General features: G+C 72.6%; 20 protein-coding genes. 15 read left to right on the top strand and 5 right to left on the bottom strand.

Features of this window, described 5'->3' with window-relative positions:
- Positions 1-12: 12 nt before the first annotated feature.
- Both BS83_RS16810 and BS83_RS16805 read left to right on the top strand, forming a co-directional pair.
- The gene (locus tag BS83_RS16810) at positions 13-741 is read left to right on the top strand and encodes a molybdopterin-dependent oxidoreductase (RefSeq protein ID WP_037604587.1); all 729 of its coding nucleotides are present in this window, start codon (positions 13-15) and stop codon (positions 739-741) included.
- On the top strand, positions 680-1,414 hold the full coding sequence (locus BS83_RS16805; RefSeq protein WP_084713591.1) for a cytochrome b/b6 domain-containing protein: 735 nt from the start codon (positions 680-682) through the stop codon (positions 1,412-1,414). The genes BS83_RS16810 and BS83_RS16805 overlap by 62 nt, the downstream gene beginning before the upstream one ends.
- 316 nt (positions 1,415-1,730) lie before the next feature.
- On the opposite strand, the gene BS83_RS41880 is transcribed toward BS83_RS16805, so the two are convergent.
- A complete protein-coding gene (locus tag BS83_RS41880; protein ID WP_084713589.1) occupies positions 1,731-2,465 on the bottom strand; it encodes a TetR/AcrR family transcriptional regulator in 735 nt (244 codons plus the stop codon).
- A gap of 207 nt (positions 2,466-2,672) precedes the next feature.
- Here BS83_RS41880 and BS83_RS16795 point away from each other — a divergent pair, with 207 nt between their 5' ends.
- From BS83_RS16795 to BS83_RS16770, 6 genes are read left to right on the top strand one after another with little or no spacing between them, the layout of a single operon-like run.
- The gene (locus BS83_RS16795; protein ID WP_037604586.1) at positions 2,673-4,343 is read left to right on the top strand and encodes an amidohydrolase; all 1,671 of its coding nucleotides are present in this window, start codon (positions 2,673-2,675) and stop codon (positions 4,341-4,343) included.
- A 31-nt stretch (positions 4,344-4,374) separates the two neighbouring features.
- Entirely contained in the window at positions 4,375-6,024 is a 1,650-nt protein-coding gene (locus tag BS83_RS16790) for an ABC transporter substrate-binding protein (RefSeq protein ID WP_037604585.1), read from the top strand.
- Positions 6,024-6,971 (top strand): ABC transporter permease, encoded by a 948-nt coding sequence (locus BS83_RS16785; protein ID WP_037604584.1) that lies wholly within the window; start codon positions 6,024-6,026, stop codon positions 6,969-6,971. The genes BS83_RS16790 and BS83_RS16785 overlap by 1 nt, the downstream gene beginning before the upstream one ends.
- Positions 6,968-7,861: an ABC transporter permease gene (locus tag BS83_RS16780; RefSeq protein ID WP_063774178.1), complete on the top strand. Its 894-nt coding sequence runs from the start codon at positions 6,968-6,970 to the stop codon at positions 7,859-7,861. The genes BS83_RS16785 and BS83_RS16780 overlap by 4 nt, the downstream gene beginning before the upstream one ends.
- Positions 7,858-8,880 carry an ABC transporter ATP-binding protein gene (locus tag BS83_RS16775; RefSeq protein ID WP_037604583.1) on the top strand — a complete coding sequence of 341 codons (1,023 nt, stop codon included), beginning with the start codon at positions 7,858-7,860 and terminating at the stop codon, positions 8,878-8,880. The genes BS83_RS16780 and BS83_RS16775 overlap by 4 nt, the downstream gene beginning before the upstream one ends.
- Positions 8,877-9,662, top strand: a complete 786-nt coding sequence (locus BS83_RS16770; RefSeq protein ID WP_037604582.1) for an ABC transporter ATP-binding protein — start codon at positions 8,877-8,879, stop codon at positions 9,660-9,662. Before BS83_RS16775 ends, BS83_RS16770 begins: the two co-directional genes overlap by 4 nt.
- 362 nt (positions 9,663-10,024) lie before the next feature.
- On the opposite strand, the gene BS83_RS16765 is transcribed toward BS83_RS16770, so the two are convergent.
- Entirely contained in the window at positions 10,025-11,515 is a 1,491-nt protein-coding gene (locus BS83_RS16765; RefSeq protein ID WP_037604581.1) for a cellulase family glycosylhydrolase, read from the bottom strand.
- A gap of 140 nt (positions 11,516-11,655) precedes the next feature.
- On the opposite strand from BS83_RS16765, the gene BS83_RS16760 reads away from it, so the two are divergent.
- From BS83_RS16760 to BS83_RS16750, 3 genes are all read left to right on the top strand, one after another.
- Positions 11,656-12,843, top strand: coding sequence for a DNA glycosylase AlkZ-like family protein (locus tag BS83_RS16760; RefSeq protein ID WP_037609222.1), 1,188 nt, complete (start codon positions 11,656-11,658; stop codon positions 12,841-12,843).
- A gap of 52 nt (positions 12,844-12,895) precedes the next feature.
- Positions 12,896-13,837 carry a hypothetical protein gene (locus BS83_RS16755; protein WP_037604580.1) on the top strand — a complete coding sequence of 314 codons (942 nt, stop codon included), beginning with the start codon at positions 12,896-12,898 and terminating at the stop codon, positions 13,835-13,837.
- Positions 13,838-13,950: 113 nt separating this feature from the next.
- Positions 13,951-14,232, top strand: coding sequence for a hypothetical protein (locus BS83_RS16750; protein WP_037604579.1), 282 nt, complete (start codon positions 13,951-13,953; stop codon positions 14,230-14,232).
- Between the two features lie 42 nt (positions 14,233-14,274).
- Here the strand turns inward: BS83_RS16750 and BS83_RS16745 are convergent, their stop codons facing one another.
- Positions 14,275-14,709, bottom strand: a complete 435-nt coding sequence (locus BS83_RS16745) for a nuclear transport factor 2 family protein (protein WP_037604578.1) — start codon at positions 14,707-14,709, stop codon at positions 14,275-14,277.
- A gap of 181 nt (positions 14,710-14,890) precedes the next feature.
- Between BS83_RS16745 and BS83_RS41875 the strand changes: the two genes are divergently transcribed.
- Positions 14,891-15,400, top strand: a complete 510-nt coding sequence (locus BS83_RS41875; protein WP_051943175.1) for a hypothetical protein — start codon at positions 14,891-14,893, stop codon at positions 15,398-15,400.
- Positions 15,401-15,617: 217 nt separating this feature from the next.
- Complete coding sequence (locus BS83_RS16735) at positions 15,618-16,394, top strand: hypothetical protein (protein ID WP_157597206.1); 777 nt, start codon at positions 15,618-15,620, stop codon at positions 16,392-16,394.
- Positions 16,395-16,561: 167 nt separating this feature from the next.
- Here the strand turns inward: BS83_RS16735 and BS83_RS16730 are convergent, their stop codons facing one another.
- Positions 16,562-17,239: a pyridoxine/pyridoxamine 5'-phosphate oxidase gene (locus BS83_RS16730; protein ID WP_037604576.1), complete on the bottom strand. Its 678-nt coding sequence runs from the start codon at positions 17,237-17,239 to the stop codon at positions 16,562-16,564.
- Positions 17,236-17,874, bottom strand: coding sequence for a TetR/AcrR family transcriptional regulator (locus BS83_RS16725; RefSeq protein ID WP_051945402.1), 639 nt, complete (start codon positions 17,872-17,874; stop codon positions 17,236-17,238). The genes BS83_RS16730 and BS83_RS16725 overlap by 4 nt, the downstream gene beginning before the upstream one ends.
- 186 nt (positions 17,875-18,060) lie before the next feature.
- On the opposite strand from BS83_RS16725, the gene BS83_RS16720 reads away from it, so the two are divergent.
- Both BS83_RS16720 and BS83_RS16715 read left to right on the top strand, forming a co-directional pair.
- Positions 18,061-18,975, top strand: a complete 915-nt coding sequence (locus tag BS83_RS16720) for an ABC transporter permease (RefSeq protein ID WP_408641012.1) — start codon at positions 18,061-18,063, stop codon at positions 18,973-18,975.
- Positions 18,976-18,982: 7 nt separating this feature from the next.
- Positions 18,983-19,792, top strand: a complete 810-nt coding sequence (locus BS83_RS16715) for an ABC transporter ATP-binding protein (RefSeq protein ID WP_051945401.1) — start codon at positions 18,983-18,985, stop codon at positions 19,790-19,792.
- The last annotated feature ends 135 nt before the right edge of the window (positions 19,793-19,927 follow it).

The following is a 19,927-nucleotide window of genomic DNA, read 5'->3' as shown; positions in this document are numbered from 1 at the left end:
TGGGATGGAGGCATGCAACGACGGGGTCGGGTGGACGCGGGCACGCCGGTCGGGCGGCGGGTGGTGCTGGGCGTGCTCGCGCTCGGTGGGGCGGGGGTGGCGTTCGGGGCGCGGATCCAGAACGGTCTCGACAGCGTGCTCGCCACGGTCAACAGCAAGGACCCGACCGGCCTGACCGGGCTGCTTCCCGGTGGGGGAGGTTTCCGGTTCTACTCCGTGGCCTCGTCGATCCCGCACCGGAGCGACACCGACTACCGGCTCACCGTCGACGGCCTGGTCGACCGCCCCGCCACGTACACGCTCGCCGACCTCAAGGCGATGCAGCAGACGCGCCTGGTCAAGGACGTCCAGTGCGTGACCGGCTGGCGGGTGCCCAACACCGAGTTCTCCGGTGTGCTGGTCCGCGACCTGCTGAAACAGGCCGGTGTGCAGCCCAAGGGCAAGGCCATCAAGCTGACCTGCTTCGACGGCGTCTACACCGAGAGCCTCACCCTGGACGAGGCCAACCGTGACGACGTGATCGTCGCCCACGAGATGAACGGCGCGCCCGTGACGAGCGCCCACGGCGGTCCGGTCCGGCTCTACGTCGCGCCGATGTACTTCTACAAGTCGGCCAAGTGGCTGTCCGGGATCACCGTGACGGAGCAGGTCGAACCCGGCTACTGGGAGCAGTACGGCTATGACGTCGAAGCCTGGGTCGGTCGCTCCAACGGGCGCGACGATGCCCCCACCTCCAACTGAGCCCCGGCTGCTGCGTCGCTTCAGCACGGCGGAGCGCTGGGTGCACCGGACGACCGCCCTGCTCATGATCGTCGCGATCGTCACCGCCGCCTTCCTCTACCTGCCGCAGCTCGCCGAGCTGGTGGGCCGCAGACGGTTGCTGGTGGTCGTGCACGAGTGGAGCGGGGTGCTGCTGCCGTTCCCGCTCGCGGTCGGGCTCTTCTTCCGCGCGGTGCGCGCGGACATGCGCAGGCTGAACCGGTTCCGGCCGGAGGACCGGGGCTGGACCTGGCGGGCGATGCGGCACGGGACGCGGACCGCGGGGCCGGCCGGCAAGTTCAACGCGGGACAGAAGATGTACGCCTCGCTCATCGCGGGCGGGACGTTGGTGATGATCGGCACCGGGTTGATCCTCTGGTTCCCGCACCTGGCCGCGCTCGACGTGCGCACCGGCGCGACCTTCGTGCACGACTGGCTGGCGCTGGTCATCGGCGTGCTGGTGCTGGGCCATCTGCGGATGGCCGTCAAGGACCCCGAGGCCAGGCGCGGTATGCGCACCGGCTGGGTGCCGCGCACCTGGGCGCGACGCGAACACACCCTGTGGGAGCGGGAGCAGACGGAGGGTGAGCAGGAGCAGGAGCAGGAGCAGGAGCAGGAGGAGGGGGAGGCGCCCCCCGACGCCTCCCGGCACTGAGCCCCACGCGGTCGGCGACCGCGCCCCGCATCCGCTCGATGTGGCGTCAAGATAGTCGATCCGGTTCCGGCCCCTGATGGCGCGGTGCACGTCCTAACCGTCGCCGCGTCGGCACGTGGAACTCGGAGGGCTTCAACGCCGTCGCGGACGAGGTGACGACGGAACAGACGGACGGCGGCACCGCCGCGATCCTCGAACGGCCGGTCGCCCAGGACGTGCCCCGCGGCCGAGGCAGGGGGCATCTCTTTTTGCCTGACCGGTCGGATGTTCTGTGCCGGTTAGGCAAAAAGGGACGAGCCCTCGGAGAGGGCCGGCCTCAGGCCTGTCGCGCGGAGGCTTCCGCCGCGTGCGCGCGGTCGATGCGGACGGAGAGGCCGTCGAGGAAGGTCGCGAGTGTCATCCGGAAGACCTCGGTGTCGTCCCGGTAGAGCTCGGTCAGCCGCTGCGCGCTCTGGTGAAGCAGGGGGAAGTCCTCTTCCGGGAGCATGCCGTACTTGACCGCCCAGGCCGCCTCGTCCTTGGCGTGGATCGCCGGGCCCAGTGCCGTGAACGCGGCGGAGTACTGCGTCATCGCCAGCGTGAGGTCCAAGAGTTGGCGGTAGCACTCGGCCGCCTCAAGGACCGGCAGGCCGGCTCGGTGGAGCACCGCGATGACCTCCTCGACGCTGCCGGTCTCCGCGGGGCTCGCGGTGGTGCGCGCGGCGGCGAGGACGGCCAGGGCCGGGCGGGCCAGGTACGCGGTGCGGACGCTGTCCGCGGTGACGGTGAGCCAGGCGCGCCAGTCCTCCGAGGGGCCGTCCGGCAGTGCCGCGCGGGCGAGTTCGATGCCCTCGTGGATCACCAGATCCGTGAGCGCGAGCACGAGTTCGTCCTTGTCGCGGAAGTGCCGGTAGACCGCCGTCGGGTCCGCGCCCAGCTCCTTGCCGAGGCGGCTGAAGGTGAGCTGGCCGCCGCCCTCCGGCGAACTGAGCCGCAGCGCGGCCTCAAGGATCGACTCCCGGGTGAGCGCGACGCGTCGCTTCGACGCCTGCTCCGCCACTTGGGCCTCCACGTGGGCCCCTCCTCATCGTTCGCCTCGTGCCGCCGGCCGACTGTCCCGCGTCGCGCTGTGGACGCCTTCACGCGGGATCGCTTCATCCGATCGTAACGGCGTGCCGCTGTCAATGGCATTGACAGGGCCGTTGTCACCAGCTTTGCTACTCCACACATCCGGCAGCGCTGCCCCCGGTTTTCCGTCCGACCCTGCTCTGGAGCGCCCGTGCACCGCGATCACCACCCCGCCGACCTGGTCTTTCTCGGCGGCCCTGTCTACACCGTCGATCCGGCCAGGTCCTGGGCCGGCGCCCTCGCGGTCCGCGAAGGCCGCATCGTCGCCGTCGGGCAGGACCACGATGTCCGTCCGCTGATCGGCCCCGGCACCGAGGTCGTCGATCTCGCCGGCAAGCTGCTGCTGCCCGGCTTCCAGGACGCGCACGTCCACCCCGTGCTGGCCGGCACCACCCTGCGCAGCTGCGACCTGCACGAGCTGCGTACCGCAGACGAATACGTCGCCGCGGTCGCCGCCTACGCCGACGCCCGCCCGGACGCCACCTGGATCACCGGCGGCGGCTGGAGCATGGAGGCGTTCCCCGGCGGCACCCCGCACCGGGACCTGCTGGACGCGATCGGCGCGGTCGGGAACCGTCCGGTGGCGCTGCCCAACCGCGACGGCCACGGCCTGTGGGCCAACAGCCGCGCACTGGAGATCGCCGGCATCGACGCGAACACCCCCGACCCGGCCGACGGCCGGATCGAGCGCGACGCCGACGGCGTCCCGACCGGCATGCTCCAAGAGGGCGCGGCCGAGCTGGTCACCCGCTGTATACCGCCCGCCTCCGACGAGGACTTCTACCAGGGCCTGCTGGCCGGGCAGGCCTACCTGCACAGCTACGGCATCACCGGCTGGCAGGACGCGGGCGTCGGGGCCACCTTCGGACCCGGCGACGTGTACGGCGCCTACATCCGCGGCGACCGCGAGGGCACGCTGACCGCTCGGGCCCGGGCCGCCCAGTGGTGGGACCGCGAGGGGGGCCTGGAGCAGCTGTCCGGCTTCCAGGACCGCCGTGCCGAGGCCGAGCGCAACGGGGAACGCTTCCGGGCGGGCACCGTCAAGATCATGCTCGACGGCGTCGCCGAGAACCACACCGCCGCCATGCTGGAGCCCTACCTGGACGGCTGCGGCTGCTCCTCGGGCAACGCGGGCATGGACTTCGTCGACCCGGAGAAGCTGGGCGGCTACGTCGCCGAACTCGACGCGGCCGGCTTCCAGGTGCACTTCCACGCGCTGGGCGACCGCGCCGTCCGCAACGCCCTCGACGCCGTCGAGGAGGCGCTGCGCCGCAACGGCGACCGCGGCAACCGGCACCATCTGGCCCACCTCCAGGTGGTCCACCCCGACGACATCGCCCGCTTCCGCACCCTCGGCGCGACCGCGAACATGCAGCCGCTCTGGGCCTGCCACGAGCCGCAGATGGACGAGCTGACCATCCCGTTCCTGGGTGAGCGCCGGGCCGGCTGGCAGTACCCCTTCGGTTCCCTGCTGCGCGCCGGCGCGATGCTGGCCGCCGGCAGCGACTGGTCGGTCTCCACCCCCGACGTCATGGCAGGCTGCCACGTCGCGGTCAACCGCACCGGCGAGGAGGACCCGAACCGGATCCTCGGCCCCGAGGAGCGGATCGACCTCGGCTCCGCCATCGCCGCGTACACCGCCGGGACGGCGCGGGTGAACCACCTCGACGAGCTCACCGGCTCGCTCCAGACCGGCAAGCTCGCCGACCTGGTCGTGCTCGACCGCAACCCCTTCGACGGACCGACCCAGGCCATCGCCGACACGCGGGTGCTGCGCACCTACGTCCAGGGCGAACTCGTCCACGCCGCCGCCGACGCCTGACCGCCGCCCCGCTACCCGAGGAGACCTCCCCGTGAACACCAGACTCCTGCGTGCCGCACTCTCCGGCACGGCCGTGGCGCTGCTCGCCACCGCCTGCGGCTCCGGCGGCGCGGCCAAGACCCCCGACGCCAAGAGCAACTTCTCCACGTCCCAGGTGACCACCGCCCCCGGCACCCAGCCGCTGTCCTCGCTCACCTGGTCCGGCGACTACCGCGCCCCCTACTCGGAGGACCCGGTCAAGACCGCGGACTACCCCGAGGAGACCATCCTCGGCAACGTCTGCGAGCCCCTGATCCGGGTCGCCGCCGACTACACGATGCACCCGGGCATCGCCAAGTCCTGGTCGCAGCCGGACTCGAAGCACGTCGTCGTCGAGCTCGACCCGCGCGCCACCTTCAGCGACGGCAAGCCGGTCACCACCGACGACGTCGTCTACAGCCTGGTCCGCAACCTCGACCCGGCCGTGGCGAGCAACTACGCCGACTCCTTCAACGACGTCGACACCGTCAAGGCCACCGGGCCGCACGAGGTGACGGTCAGTCTGACCAAGCCCGACTACATCTTCGTGCGCAACCTCGGCATCCTGGCGGCCGCCGTGGTCGAGAAGTCGTTCGCGGTCAAGGCGGGCGCCAACTTCGGCAACGCCAACGTCGGCGTCGTCTGCGCCGGCCCCTACACCGTGCAGTCCTTCGACGGCACCAACCAGATGGTGCTGAAGAAGAACGCCAACTACTGGGACCCGAGCCACGCGGGCAAGGCGGAGACGGTCACCTTCAAGTTCCTGGCCGACCCCTCCGCGCTCGCCAACGCCCTCTCCTCCGGAACGGTCCAGGGCGCGTTCGACCTGCAGTCCTCCACCATCGCCCAGTTGGGCAAGGCCGCGGCGGGCAAGCTCTACATCGGCGAGTCCGGCTCCACCACGCAGAACGTCGACCTGATCGTCTCCAGCTTCTCGGGCGGCCTGGCCGACGCCCGCACCCGGCAGGCGCTGAGCGCGGCGATCGACCGCGTCGGCATCGCCAAGGCGATCTACGGCGGCGCGGCCGACCCGCTCTACGCCGTCGCCGGCCCCGGCTTCTGGCTGAACAACCCGGCCAAGGCCACCTACCAGGCCGCTTACGACGAGCTGTCCAAGGCGCCCGACATCGCCGCCGCCACCAAGCTGGTGCAGCAGGCGGGCGCGACCGGCAAGCAGGTCAGCATCGCCTACGCGGCGGGCACCCCCTCCCAGACGCAGCTGGCCCAGGTGCTGCAGCAGACCGGCCAGGCCATCGGCCTCAAGGTCAAGCTGGTCGGCCTGCCGGACCAGCAGTACGGCAGCCTCTTCACCGACCCGAAGGCCCGCGCGTCCTACGACGGCTTCCTGACGATCAACTACATGGAGTACCCCGAGGCCGCGACCATGTACGCGAGCTACGGCACCAAGAGCGGCGTGCAGAACTTCAACGGCTACGCCAACCCCGGCGTGCAGGCCGCGCTCGACGCCGCCCAGGCGACGGACGACCCGCAGGCGCGGGCCCAGCAGGTGCTCAAGGCCCAGCAGTTGCTGAGCCAGGACCTGCCCTGGATCCCGATCGTCCAGCCGCGCGCGCTGCTCTTCCAGAGCAAGGCCGTCACCGGCGCCCCGCTGACCTTCTCCTACATGGACAACGCCTGGGTCACCGCGGTCGGGGCGCCCTGATGGGGCGGCTGCTGCTGCACCGGACGGGCGGACTGCTCACCACGCTCTTCCTGTCCAGCGTCGTCATCTTCGGCAGTCTCTACCTGGCGCCGGGCAGCCCGGAGAACGTGCTGTTCGGCAGCCGCCAGCCCACCGCCGCCGCCCGCGCGGCGGTGCGGCACCGGCTGCACCTGGACCAGCCGCTGCCGGTCCGCTACTGGGACTGGCTCACCGGGGTCCTCCACGGCGACCTCGGCACCTCGATGGTCACCGGCCAGCCGGTCGCCGACCGGATCGGCGCCGGGCTGGGCAACACCCTGCTGCTGGTGCTGATGACGATGATCCTGGTGGTCGTCGTCGGCATGGCGGCCGGCCTGGCCGCGGCGCTGCTGCCGGGACGCGTCGACGGCGCGGTCTCCATGCTCACCTCGGTCTCGGTCACCGTCCCGCCCTTCGTCGCCTCGACCCTGCTGATCTCCGTCTTCGCGGTCAAGCTCGGCTGGTTCCCGGCCTCGGGGCTGGGCGACGGACTCGGCGGCAGGATCCAGGGCCTGGCCCTGCCGGCGGTCGCCATGGCGGTGCTCTCCTGCGGCTTCCTGGCCCGCGTCACCCGCAACGCCGTGCGCGAGCAGCTGGAACGCGAGCACGTGCAGACCGCGCTGGTGCGCGGCCTGCCCCGGGCGACGGTGCTCCGCAGCCACGTGCTGCGCAACGCGCTGCCGCCGATCATCACCGCGGTCGGCCTGCTCACCGCCGGCACCTTCGCCTCGACCCTGGTGGTCGAGTCGGCCTTCGCCGTGCCCGGCATCGGGCAGCTGACCATCCAGTCGGTCGCACAGAAGGACTTCCCGGTCGTCCAGGCCGTGGCCCTGCTGCTGGTGGGCGCGTTCGTGCTGTGCAACGCGGCCAGCGACCTGATCCAGGCCCTCGTCGACCCGCGCCTGCGCGAGGCAGGGAGTACCTCATGACACACCTCTGGACCCGGGCGCGCGGCACGCTCGGCCGCTCGGGGATCGCGGCCGCGGTCTTCCTGGTCGTGGTGCTGTTCGCCGCGATCGCCGCCGCCCTCGTCGCCCCGGCCGACCCGAACCAGCAGAGCCTGCTGGACGCCTACTCCGGCCCCTCGGCCGCGCACCTGCTGGGCACCGACGGCATCGGCAGGGACATCCTGTCCCGGCTCGTCTACGGCGCGCGCACCAGCCTGCTCGGCCCGGCGCTGGTGGTCGGGGTCTCCCTGCTCGTCGGGATCCCGCTCGCGCTCGCGGCCAGCTGGTACGGCGGCTGGGTCGACGGCGTGGTGGCCAGGGTCTTCGACCTGGTCTACGCGCTGCCGGGCCTGCTGCTCGCGGTGCTGACGGTGGCCCTGTTCGGTCCCGGTCTGACCCCGGCCGTCGCCGCGCTGTCGATCGCCTACGTCCCGTTCCTGGCCCGGATCGTGCGGGCCGCGGCGCGGCAGCAGCGGGTGAGCCCCTACGTCGACGCGCTGGCGGTGCAGGGCTTCGGCGTGCTGCGGATCACCGGACGGCACATCCTGCGCAACATCGCGCCGGTGGTCGTCGGCCAGGCCGCGATCGCCTTCGGCTACGCGCTGCTCGACCTCGCCTCGCTCTCCTACCTGGGCCTGGCGGTCCAGGCGCCCGCCTCCGACTGGGGCGTGATGGTCAGCGACAGCGACGCGCTGATCAAGGGTTACTGGCTGCCCGTCATCGCCCCGGGCGTCCTGATCGTCCTCACGGTGCTCTCGCTGACCGTGCTGGGCGCCAGGATCAGCGGTGAGAAGCCGCCGGGCTACCTGCGCCGGTCCCGCCGTGCCGCTGCCGCCGTCCAGGACAAGACCACCGTGGGAGCCGCCGCATGACCGCCGCACCGACAGCAGCGGACCAGCCGCTGCTGGAACTCTCCGGCCTGACCGTCGACTTCGCGACCGAGGACGGAGGCTCGCGCACCCTGCTCGACGGCGTCGACCTCACCCTCGCGCCCGGGGAGGCGCTCGGCCTGGTAGGCGAGTCGGGCTCGGGCAAGTCGATGACGGTCCGGGCGATCACCCGGCTGCTGCCGCAGGCGGCGACGGCCTCGGGCACGATCCGCTTCGAGGGCGCCGACGTGGGCGCGATGGACGTCGGCGCGCTGCGCGGCTATCGCGACGGCGGCGTCGGCCTGGTCTTCCAGGACCCGCGGGCCCACATCAACCCGACCCGCAGGATCGGGGCCTTCCTCACCGAGGCGCTGCTCCGCAACCGTGGCCTGGGCAAGAAGGAGGCCCTGGCCCGCGCCGAGAAGGTGCTGACCGAGGTCGGCATCGACGATCCCGGCCGCCGGCTGCGCCAGTACCCGCACGAGGTCTCCGGCGGCATGCTCCAGCGGGTGATGATCGCCTCCGTGCTGCTGGCCGAGCCCCGGCTGATCCTGGCCGACGAGCCGACCACGGCGCTGGACGTCACCATCCAGCGCGAGGTCGTCGGCATCCTGGACCGGCTGCGCAGGGAACGGGGGATGGGGATGGTCTTCATCACCCACGACCTCGACCTCGCGCTCGCGGTCTGCGGCCGGGTCGCGGTGATGTACGCGGGCCGGATCGTCGAGCTGCGCTCGGCCCGGACGCTCCACGAGCGGGCCGCGCACCCCTACACGCTCGGCCTGCTGGGCTCCCGCCCGGCGATCGACGAGCGCTCGGAGCGGCTCTCGGCGATCCCCGGCCGTCCCGTCTCGGCCTTCGAGGCCGGTCCCGGCTGCGCGTTCGCGCCGCGCTGCGCGTTCGCCGCGGAGAGCTGCGAGCAGACCCCGCCGCCGCTGACCGAGTTCGACGGCGGCCTGGTCCGCTGCGCGCGGGTCGAGGAGATCCACGCGGCCCGCACGAGCGAGGAGGCCCACGCATGAACCCGGTCAGCAACGCCGTGGAGGTGCACGGCCTGAACAAGTACTTCAAGGCCCACCACGCGGTCGCCGACGTCAGCTTCACCGTCCCGGCGGGCGGCTCGCTGGGGATCGTGGGGGAGTCCGGCTCCGGCAAGACCACGATCGCCCGGATGCTCGTCGGTCTGGAGCGGGCCGGCAGCGGCAGTATCACCGTGATGGGCCGCGACCGCAGTCGCCCCGCCCGGGGAGGCGCCGAACGCAATGCCCGGGCACGGGAGTTGCAGATCGTCTTCCAGGACCCTTACACCTCGCTGGACCCGAGCCAGAGTGCGCGGGCAGCCGTCGACGAGATCCTGCGGCACCACGGCGGGCTCTCGTCCGCCGAGCGCGCGGCCCGGCTGGACGAACTGGTCGACCAGGTCGGCCTCACCGAACGCCAGGCCTCCGCCCGCCCGCGCGACCTCTCCGGCGGCCAGCGCCAACGGGTCGCCATCGCCCGCGCGTTGGCGGCCCGGCCGAAGGTCCTGGTGCTGGACGAGGCGGTCTCGGCCCTGGACGTCTCGATCCAGGCCCAGATCCTCAACCTGCTCACGGACATCCGCGCCGAGACCGGCCTCGCCTACCTGCTCATCTCCCACGACCTCGCCGTCGTCCGCCAGCTCTGCGACACGGTGCTGGTGCTGAGACGCGGCCGCGTGGTGGAACAGGGCGCCTGCGGCCCGGTCCTCGACGACCCCCGCGAGCCCTACACCCGGGCCCTCCGCGAAGCGGTCCCCGTCCCGGGCTGGCGCGTGAACGTGTAGCCCACGACGGCGGGGCCAGTCGCACCGTCAGGGGCGCGAGGAACCGCGCGCCTCCGGCGCGCGGGCGTGAAACCCTCACATCAGAGGGGAAGTTGCACCACCCCAGGGGCGCGAGGAACTGCGCGCCTCCGGCGCGCGGGCGCGGCGCCTGTGCGCCATAGGGCTGGTTGCACTATCAGGGGTGCGAGGAACTGCGCGACAATCCCCCGGCCTTCGGCCGGGAGGTACCCCCTCCCGCGTGCGGATGGTCCTCACTGAACAGGGCCATCCGCACCGGGTGGTTGCTCGCGCAGTTCCTCGCGCCCCTGGGCACTTGCCTGGTTGCTCGTGCAGGATCGGCGTGCCCCTGAGGCCCTGCCTGATCAGGCCGGTGAGATCGTGACCGTGAGCAGGGAGTCGGCAGCGCCGTGCCGGGAGGCCGTGACGTCGACCGTGCCGTAGTGGTCCGGGCCCGGCTGTCGCAGACGGATGCCCGGCGACGCCGCGCCCGTCACGGCGACCGACGCGCCACCGTCGCCGTAGACCGAGGGCGGCAGCACGATCCGGGTCGGTGCGTCGGCTCGCGAGAGCCGGAAGCGGAGGACGTACCGCCTCGTCGCCGGGTCGTAGGACTCGCTCACCGGGCTGCCCGCCAGGGCCTGGGCGTACGGGGCGAAGACCGGGGCGTCGCCCGGGTGCGGGGCGCCGTCCGGGCCCACCGGGGTGTAGCCGCCGACGCCCTTGCCCCAGTACCACATGGTCCAGCCCGCCGCGAAGCCCTGCATCGCGGCCACCTGGCGGGCGATCAGCTCGGTGTTGCCGGGCCGGTCGGCGTTCGGCGGGCCCCACTCGCCGACCAGGACCGGCATCCGGTGCGCCGCCGGGTACGCGGTGATCGCGGCGACGTAGTTCTGCACGAAGCCGTCGGCGGGGTCCCAGTCCTGGCCGTTCTCCACGGCGGTGTCGTAGAAGTGTGGCGCGTACCCGATCCTGGCGCCGCCGCGGCGCGGGTCGACGAAGCCGGGCAGCCGCGTCGGAACGCCCTCGCCGACCAGGACCGTCGGTTCTACGAAGAGCCATGAGGTGGAGTCCACCGCGCGCACCGCCGCGATCAGCCGCCGGTACATGGCCGCCAGCCGGCCCTGCTCCAGTGCCGCGGAGGCGGCGACCTGGACGGCCGGGTCGGTCGGGTCGCCGGCGATCGGGCCGCTCGGCTCGTTGAACAGGTCGTAGCCGAGCAGCGAGCGGTGGCCGCCCAGCTCGCGGGCGACCCTGGCGTAGAAGTCGGCCTGGTCGCGGCGCAGGTCGGGGTCGTCGTAGAGGTGCTGGAACGCGCGCTGGACGGCGGGCTGGAAGTAGCCGGCGAACCAGTCGTCCGGGTCGGCGACGAAGGGCAGGCCGTCGTCGCGGGTGGCCCAGACCGGCACCCCGTCGTCGCCGCCGCCGTACGCGGGGCCGAAGACGTCCTGGTGGAAGTCGACCACCACGCGCAGCCCGTAGCGGTCGGCGGCGTCCATCAGCGCGCGCAGCTTGCGGAACTGGGCCAGGTCGTACTGCCCGCGCTGCGGCTCCAGGCGCGCCCAGGTGATGTCGAGCCTGAGCAGGTCGAAGCCCTGGGCGGCGATGGCGCGGACGTCGGCGGGGGTGGTCTCGTCGTACTTGTCGATGTTGAAGCCGCGCAGCCCGAGCAGGCGGCCCCGGGCGTCGGTGAAGCCGGCGAAGGAGCCCTGCACCGAGCGGGCGGCCGCGGCCGGGGCAGAGTCCGAGGCCGGGCCCGCTGCCGAGGAGGCGTAGGCCGGGGCGGCCGCGGGCAGCGCCAGGCTGGCGGCCAGGGTGAGAAGGAGGGCGGCGGTCGAGCGGCGGCGGGCACGCAAGGGCACCTCCGGGGTCCGGGGCGAATGGGGCGGATGGCCGCCGATCATGCTCCGGTGCGCGAGCGGACGCAAGACTAATGCGAGCACTTCTCATGTTTTCTTGCGGGGTGCTGTCGGTGGAGCCCGCCATACTGACCGGCATGACCTCCTTGCTCGATCCCGCCCGCCTCCGCGCCTGGTGGGCGCACCGCCAGGGGCTCGACGGCTCGCTGCTGGGCAGCGACGCGGCCACCGTGCTGGCCCGCACCGGCTGGGCCCGCTCGGTCGGCGGCGCGGCTCCCTACCTGGGGCTCTTCGCCCGCGCCGGGCTGACCCGGGCGCAGGTCGACGCCGCCGTCGCCGCCGTGGAGATCCACGAGCTGCCGTCCGCGCGCGGCTGCACCTACGTGCTCCCCGCCGCCGACTTCGCGCTCGGGCTCACGGTCGGCGCGGGCGCGCCCGCGGGTGAGCTGGCCGCGGCCGGAAAGCACCTCCGCGTGCGCGAGGCCGAGATCGACACGCTGTGTGCGGCGGTCCTGGCGGCCTTGGAGGGGGCCGAGGGGGCGCTCGACCCGGCCGCGATCAAGGATGCCGTGGGCGGAGCCGTGCGGAACCTGGGCGAGGCGGGGAAGAAGCGCGGCCTCGGCACCACCCTCCCGCTCGCCCTCGGCCTGCTCCAGGCGAGCGGCGAGATCCGCCGCGTGCCGGTCAACGGCAGGCTCGACCAGCAGCGCTACGGCTACGTCCGCTGGCTGCGCACGCCGGTCGCCGTGGCGGAGCCCGAGGTCGAGCTCGCCCGTCGGTACTTCGACTGGGCCGGGCCGGCCACGCTCGGGCACTTCCGGTGGTTCTCGGGCTTCACCGCGGCGCGGGCCAAGGCCGCGGTCGCGCCCCTCGGCCTCGTCCCGGTCCAGGGGACGGACCTGCTGCTGCCGTCCGCTCTGGCTGACGAGTTCGCCGCCTACCGCCGCCCCGAGGAGCCGCACTACGCCCTGCTCGCCGGGATCGACGGCCTGCACCTGCTGCACCGTGCGCTGCCGCGTCTGATCGACCCGGCCGACGCCCAGCGGCCGGTGCCCGGCGCCAAGCAGGGCCGGGTCTTCGGCGGCGACGTCGACCCGCAGTGCCACCTCGTGACCGACCGCGGCCGGATCGTCGGCTTCTGGGAGTTCGACCCGGCGGCCGGCGAGATCGTGCACCAGCTCTTCGTGCCGCAGGACGCGGCGCTGAAGGAGGCGCTCGCCCGGACCGAGGCCTTCGTCCGTGACGAGCTCGGCGATGCCCGCGGCTTCAGTCTGGACTCGCCGAAGAGCCGGGCGCCGAAAATCAGGGCGATGCGCGAGGGCTGACAGCGGCCGGGCGCCGCCCTATGCTGACGCCACGTCTAACAAGGGGGCAGGCATGGAGCCGCAGTCGGCGCAGCCGCAGCAGGCCTGGCCGACCGGCAAGCCGCTCAGCCCGGTGGTCCGCTTCGCGATGGTGGTGCCGCTGACCCTCGGCGCCGCGTACGCGGCCCTGCTGCTCACGCTCGCCTCCTCGCAGACCGGGGTGCTGTTCGCCTGGACCATGTCCCCGGTCAGCGCCACCCTGATCGGCGCCGGCTACGCGGGCAGCTGCGCGATGCTCTGGCTCTGCGGTGCGCGGGCGAGGGGGTGGACGCACGCCCGGGTCAGCGTGCTCAGCTCCTCCCTCTTCATGCTCCTGATGCTCGCCGCGATCCTGCTGGAGCACGGCACGCTGCACCTGAGGGGCGGTGCGCTCGTCGCGGTGCTGGCCGCCCTCGGCTGGTTCGCCGTGCACCTGGTCGCGCCGCTGGTCGGCGCGGTCGGACTGGGCGCGCAGTGGTTCTGGACCAAGGGCGCCGAGCCTGAGCGTCCGGACCCGATGCCCTGGTGGATCGCCCTGCCGACCTTCTGCTCCGGCGCCTTCCTCGGCCTGCTGGGCCTGCTGCTCTACCTCGCCCCCGGCTGGGCGGTTCGGCACTGGCCCTGGGCGGTCAGCAGGCTGGACGTCCGGGTGCTCGCGGCCTTCGCGCTGACCTTCGGCGCGGCGATGCTGATGGCCGTGCGCGAGCGGGAGCTGCACCGGGTCCGGCACGGCATGGCGGCGCTGATCGTGACCGGCCTCCTCGGGCTGGTCGGACTGGTTCGCTACGGAGGCCGGGTCCACTGGGGCTCGCTCGGCGCTTGGGGCGTGGTCGCGGTCCTGCTGCTCCTCGTCGGCATGGGGCTCTCCGGGCTCGGTCTCTCCGTCGTCCTGCCGCAGTCGATTCCGCTCGCAGCCGACACAACCGTCACACAGGCCCCACCCGCAACGACTTCCGGTGCGGGCAACCCCGCCTGAGTAGGTGTCAGTGCCGCGGGGTACGCTCTGCAACTGGACGGACAGTTGCACACCGACCTCACGGGGCGGATAGGCTTCGCACCACGGCCCTGGTGCCTTCCAAGGGGTGGGACATGGAACAGACGCAACACCTGCGCAGTCGGCCGCGCATTCCGGCCGTCCAGTGCGGCACGGGTGCGGCGAGCCGTCGGCTCGACCGGCACCTCGCGGTGCTCGGCGCGCCCGCGCTCCCGCAGGTCGAGGTCGCCGAGGCGGTCGGCCTGATAAGGGAGCTGACGCCGCGCGGCCTCGGCACGCCCTCCGCTCCGGCGCGCCCGAACCGCTTCTCCCGCACGGTGCTCCTCGCGCCGCTGCGGCGGCTCAGCCGCTCGCTCTTCGGCAGCCGGAGCAAGTAGCCGACGGCCCGAGCAGGCCACGACGGACCGGAGCCGCTCCGGCTACTCCGCCGTGGCCTGCTTCAGCACGACCTGATACGCCTTCTCCTCGCCGCGCTCCGCGAGTCGCCACCCCACCTCGGTGCGCACCAGCTTGTCGATGTACCAGAGTCCACACTGGAGCAGTCCGCCGTCGTCCGGCAGCGGCATCGGGTTGTGACACATGGTCCTGGCCGTCGCCCGGTCGCCGTCGATCTCGACCAGCATGTTCGCCACCAGGTGCTGGGTGGCCGGGAACATCGGCAGCACCGACTCCAGGAACGCGCAGATCTCCGGCACGGTCCCGGCCGGACCGCCCATCGCGGTGTAGTCGACGACGGCGTCCTCGGTGAAGACCTCCTTGAGCGCGGCCCAGTCGCGGCTGTCGACGGCGTGCGCGTAGCGGGCGAAGAGTTCCTGGATCTCCAGGCGGTCGGAAATCTCCTGCAGCGTCAGCATGCGCGCCAGTGTGGGCGCGCGGGTCGGAGAAGAGAAGACCCGCGCGGGGCGGCGGCATCAGCTGATGATCACGCGATCAGGCTAGTGCGGGAGGCGGGTCCGCGCTGTCGCTCCTACGTTCGGAGTGGTAGGCCCGCTGCGCACGCGCTCGCGGGCGGCTCGCGACGAGAGGCACTCCCTCATGCTCACTTCCCGGCGCCCGACCATGCTCCTGCTCTGCGGCCTGACCGCGGCGACGCTCGCCGGCACGGCGGGCTGCTCCAGCAGCACGAAGAACGCCGTGTCGAACGTTGCCAGCGGCAAGGCGTCGGCGCTGGCCTCAGCGGCGAAGAGCGCCGTGGCCAGCGCGGAGGCCCGTGCGTCGAGCGCGGGCGCGAGCGCGCTGGCGAGCGTCAAGGCGAGCATCTCGGCCAAGGCGAACCCGACCTCGACCGCCATCCAGAAGCAGGTCACCCCCGGCGCGTACTGCGCGCCGGCGGGCGCGCAGGGGGTGACGAAGGTCGGCGTGGCGATGACCTGCCAGAAGGACTCCGCGGGTAAGGACCGCTGGACCTCCGCGGTGAGCCCGTCCGCGTCCGCGGTGGCGGGCCAGTTCTGCGCGACCACGGGCGCGACGGCGACGGGCGCCAACGGCGCCAAGCTCACCTGCACCGCCGGCTCCGACGGCCGCGACCGCTGGACGAAGCAGTAACGCCAAAGGCTCGGTTGCACCTCCAGGGGCGCGAGGAACTGCGCGACCGGCCACGTGCGTGCGGATGGTCCGGGGCGCGCAGGGCCATCCCCATGGGGGGCCCGCGCCCACGCACGAAGCGCCTCCATGCCGGAGTCTGGAGGAGGGACCGAGCATCAGCAGAGCCCCGTGCCCGTGGTGCTGACAGGCCGAAGGCCCGTCCCTACCCTCAAGGGCTATGGGGGAGAGAGCTGTCGGGTGGCGCTGGGGGCATCTTGCGCCGTTGTTGGTCGGGCTGCTGGTGCTGGGATGGTTCGGCTCCGCGCTGCGGTTCGTGGGGGAGCAGGACGCCCTGCTGCGGACGTACCGGCAGGCGCAGCCCTGTCCGGCCGGACAGACGGTCCCGGCGAACGGTTGCTACGCCTGGCAGTCGGCCCAGGTCACCGGGGTGCAGCCGCCCGACGGGGTGGATCCCACGACACGGGTCACTCTGACCATGGACGACGGCACATCCGCCAGGATGAACCTGTGGCACCCGCCAGCGTCCTTCGACGGCCTGGCGGTCGGGGAGCCGGTCTCCGTCGGCACGGTGCGGCAGGGCTGGCGGATGGACCTGCGGCGGGACTCCTCCGGCGCGGTGGTCCACGGGCCGGACTATCCCGGCTACTGGGACGGGGTGTTCATCGGCAACGCCCTGCTGGGAGTGGTGGCCGGGCTCCCGCTGATCCTCTGGGGTGTGTTCGGCCTGTGGCGTGGACGCAGGGCGTACCCGTGGTGGGCGCTCTGCCTGCTGCCGGCCGTCGTGCCGGTGCTGTGGGCGACCGCCGACGTGGACGAAGCCCCGCATGCCCTCGCGGCGGGCGCCTATCTGCCCACGGCCGTGACGGCCGCCGTGGGCCTGCTCGTCGGAGTGCTGCTGACCCGGTGGTCGCCCCGACTGCTCAGTGCCTGGGCGGCGCGCAGGGCTCTTCGCCCTTACCCGGAACTGTCTCCCCGCGGCGGCGCGCCACGTTGACGTCCGGCTCCGCGGACGAGGCGGATGAGGCGGTTCGGTCGGGCGGACGGCGCGAGGACCATCGCGTGCGCCGTCGACCCGCGGAGAGCCCCCCGGGGCGCAGAGCGGTCCGCAGCAGCCGGCGGATTCTCGCGCGGCTCCTCGGGTCCGTCGGCGGCCTCGGTGGGTCAGGGCCACAACCGGGTGCGGGTCCAGGCGCCCGCCGTGCCGACCGGGGCGGCGGCGCGGTACTGGAGGCGGACGTGGCCACGGCCGGGGACGCCCTGCCAGAACTCGACGGTGACCGGGCGGACGGTGAAGAGCGCATGGGCAGGGTCGACCGTCTCCGGCGCCGCCTCGACCACGGCGAGCGCTGCGGCGAAGGCGTCGGGGAGGGCGGACGGGTCGGCCAGCGGCTCGCTCTGGTGGCCGACCAGGCTCGCCGCGCGGGAGCCCGGCAGGCGGTCGAGGAAGTCCGCCGCGGCCGTCGCCGCGTCCGCGCGGACGACCGGGCCGCGGGCGCGGATCTGGCGGCCCTGCTCGCGCCAGTGGAAGCCGATCGCCGCCTGCGGCTGCCCACCCAGCTGTCGGGCCTTCGGGCTGTCCGCTCCGGTCGCGAAGGTCCAGCCCTCGGGGGTGGCGTCCCGCAGGGCCACGATCCTGAGGTCGGGGCAGCCGTCGGGGTCCACCGTGGCCAGGGACATCGCGTGCGGCTCGCTCACGCCCGCGGCGACCGCCTCCGTCAGCCAGTCGAGGAACAGCGGGAACGGCTCCTCCGGCGCGGCCTCCGCCGCGAAGCCGGGCAGCTCGCCCGCCAGCATCGGCACCCCGAAGAGCAGGTCCCGGACCGGCCCCGCGCCGCTCACGCGGCGCTCAGCGCGGCGGCGATGGCCCGGGTGAGCCGGTCCAGGTAGTCGCGGGTGACCGGGCCGCGGGTGACCAGCAGGTGCCAGTAGAGGGGACCGGCGATCAGGTCCAGCGCCAGGTCGGGGTCGGCGCCCTCGCGCAGCTCGCCGCGGGCCACCGCGCGGGCCACCAGCGCGGCGCTGGACTCCCGCTGGGCCTCGCGCAGCGCCACCGCCAGGGTGTCCGCGATGCCGGGGTTGCGGGCCGCCTCGGCCAGCAGGTCGGGCACGATCTGCGCGGCCAGCGGGTGTCGCAGGATCCGGTGCACGACCTGGACCAGCAGGCGCAGGTCCTCCACCAGCGAGCCGGTGTCCGGCAGGACGATCCCGGTGCTGACGACCTGGGAGACGACCTCGATCACCATCGGCAGCTTCGAGCGCCAGCGCCGGTAGACGGCGGTCTTCCCGACCCCCGCGCGCCGGGCCACGGCCTCGATCGACAGCCGGGCGTAGCCGGTCGTCGCGAGCTCCTCGAAGACCGCCTCGTGAATGGCTTCGGTCACATCGCCGCGCAGCAGTGCCGCCCCTGCGGGCGGGCGCTTCGCCTCGCCGCCGGCGACCGGTCGACCTGCGGGTTCGGCCACTGCGGCGGGCATCGACTGCGTTCCCATATGCTCCCCTGTCAGCACTGGTGGCTGCCGTGACTCCGGTTTCCGAGCCCCACGATACGCCAGCGTTGCGACGTAACGGTTGCGTTCCGTCGGTCGCCCCCGTTAGCGTCCTACCCAGGACGAGACGATACCGTTTCGTTCTGTCCAGTGGGGCGAAGGCTTGGGAGTAGCGTGTCCACGGTGTATGAGCAGCGGGCGGCCAGCGCAGCCGACCCGGACGCGGGGTTGACCCCCGCGGAGCTTGCCGCGAAGTACGGGTTGACCGTCAGCGGCAAGCGGCCCACGCTTCTCGGGTACTCCCGGCAGCTGTGGGCGCGTCGGCACTTCATCACCGCCTACGCGACGGCCAAGCTGACCGTGCAGTACACGTCCTCCAAGCTGGGGCAGGTCTGGCAGATCCTGACGCCGCTGCTCAACGCGGCCGTCTACTTCCTGATCTTCGGCGTGATCCTCGGCACCAGCCGCGGCATTCCGAACTTCGTCCCGTACCTGTGCACGGGTATCTTCATCTTCAACTTCACCCAGTCGGCCGTCCTGGACGGCACGCGGTCGGTCGCCGCCAACCTCGGGCTGATCCGGGCGCTGCACTTCCCGCGGGCCGCCCTGCCGCTCACGGTCACCCTGAACCAGCTCCAGCAGCTGCTGGTCTCCATGGGCGTGCTCGCCGTGATCGTTCTGGTCAGCGGCGTGCCGGTGACGGTGAACTGGCTGCTGATGATCCCGGTGCTGCTGCTCCAGGCGATCTTCAACGCCGGCCTGGCGATGTTCATGGGCCGGATCGGCGCCAAGACCACGGACATGGCCCAGCTGATGCCGTTCCTGATCCGCACCTGGATGTACATGTCCGGTGTCTTCTGGAGCATCTCCACGGTGGCGGACAAGCTGCCGCACTGGGCGGCGACGCTGCTGGAGGCGAACCCCGCGCTGATCTACATCGAGCTGATGCGCTACGCGCTCATCGACACGGTCGCGGCGAGCAGCCTGCCGCACCATGTCTGGCCGATGGCCCTAGCCTGGGCAGTGCTGGTCGGTCTTGGTGGATATGTCTTCTTCTGGAAGGCGGAGCAGGAGTACGGTCGTGGATGACCAGGAGATGATGGACGAGGTGCTGGACCCCCAGGGGCCGCCGCCCGTTCCCACCGAGAAGATCCCCACGGTGATCGTGGACAACGTCCACATCGTGTACAAGGTCTACGGAGCCGGAGCCGGCAAGGGCTCCGCGACCTCCGCGCTGTCCCGGATCGTCAACCGCAAGGCCTCCCCGGCGCTGACCGAGGTGCACGCGGTCAGGGGCATCAGCTTCACCGCCTACAAGGGCGAGGCGATCGGCCTGATCGGCTCGAACGGCAGCGGCAAGTCGACCACGCTGGCCGCCATCGCGGGCCTGCTGCCGACCGCCCAGGGCGCCATCTACACGGACGGCCAGCCCTCGCTGCTCGGCGTGAACGCGGCCCTGATGAACGACCTCACCGGCGAGCGCAACGTCGTGCTGGGCTGCCTGGCCATGGGCATGAGCTACGCCGAGGTCCGGGAGAAGTACCAGGGCATCGTCGACTTCTCCGGCATCAACGAGAAGGGCGACTTCATCTCGCTGCCGATGCGCACCTACTCCTCCGGCATGGGCGCCCGTCTCCGCTTCGCCATCTCCGCGGCGCGCAGCCACGACGTGCTGCTGATCGACGAGGCGCTGTCCACCGGTGACGCGGCCTTCCGCAAGCGCAGTGAGGACCGCATCCGCGAGCTGCGCAAGGAAGCCGGTACGGTCTTCCTGGTCTCGCACAGCAACTCCGCCATCCGGGAGGTCTGCAACCGGACCATCTGGCTGGAGCACGGCGTGATCCGCGCCGACGGCGCCACCGAGGACGTCGTCAAGGAGTACGAGGACTGGACCAAGAAGCGCTGACCTTCCAGCGCTGCCGGGCAGACCGTCCGGACACCATCCATAACGATCCGACAGCCGCCGCGACCACCCTCCGCGGCGGCTGACGGTGCGGGGACGTAGGCTGCGGGTCATAGGCTTACGAGCAAGATCCATGGG

Origin of the sequence: Streptacidiphilus rugosus AM-16 (assembly GCF_000744655.1) — a bacterium.
Taxonomy (GTDB): domain Bacteria; phylum Actinomycetota; class Actinomycetes; order Streptomycetales; family Streptomycetaceae; genus Streptacidiphilus; species Streptacidiphilus rugosus.
This window is presented reverse-complemented; position numbering and strand designations above follow the sequence as displayed.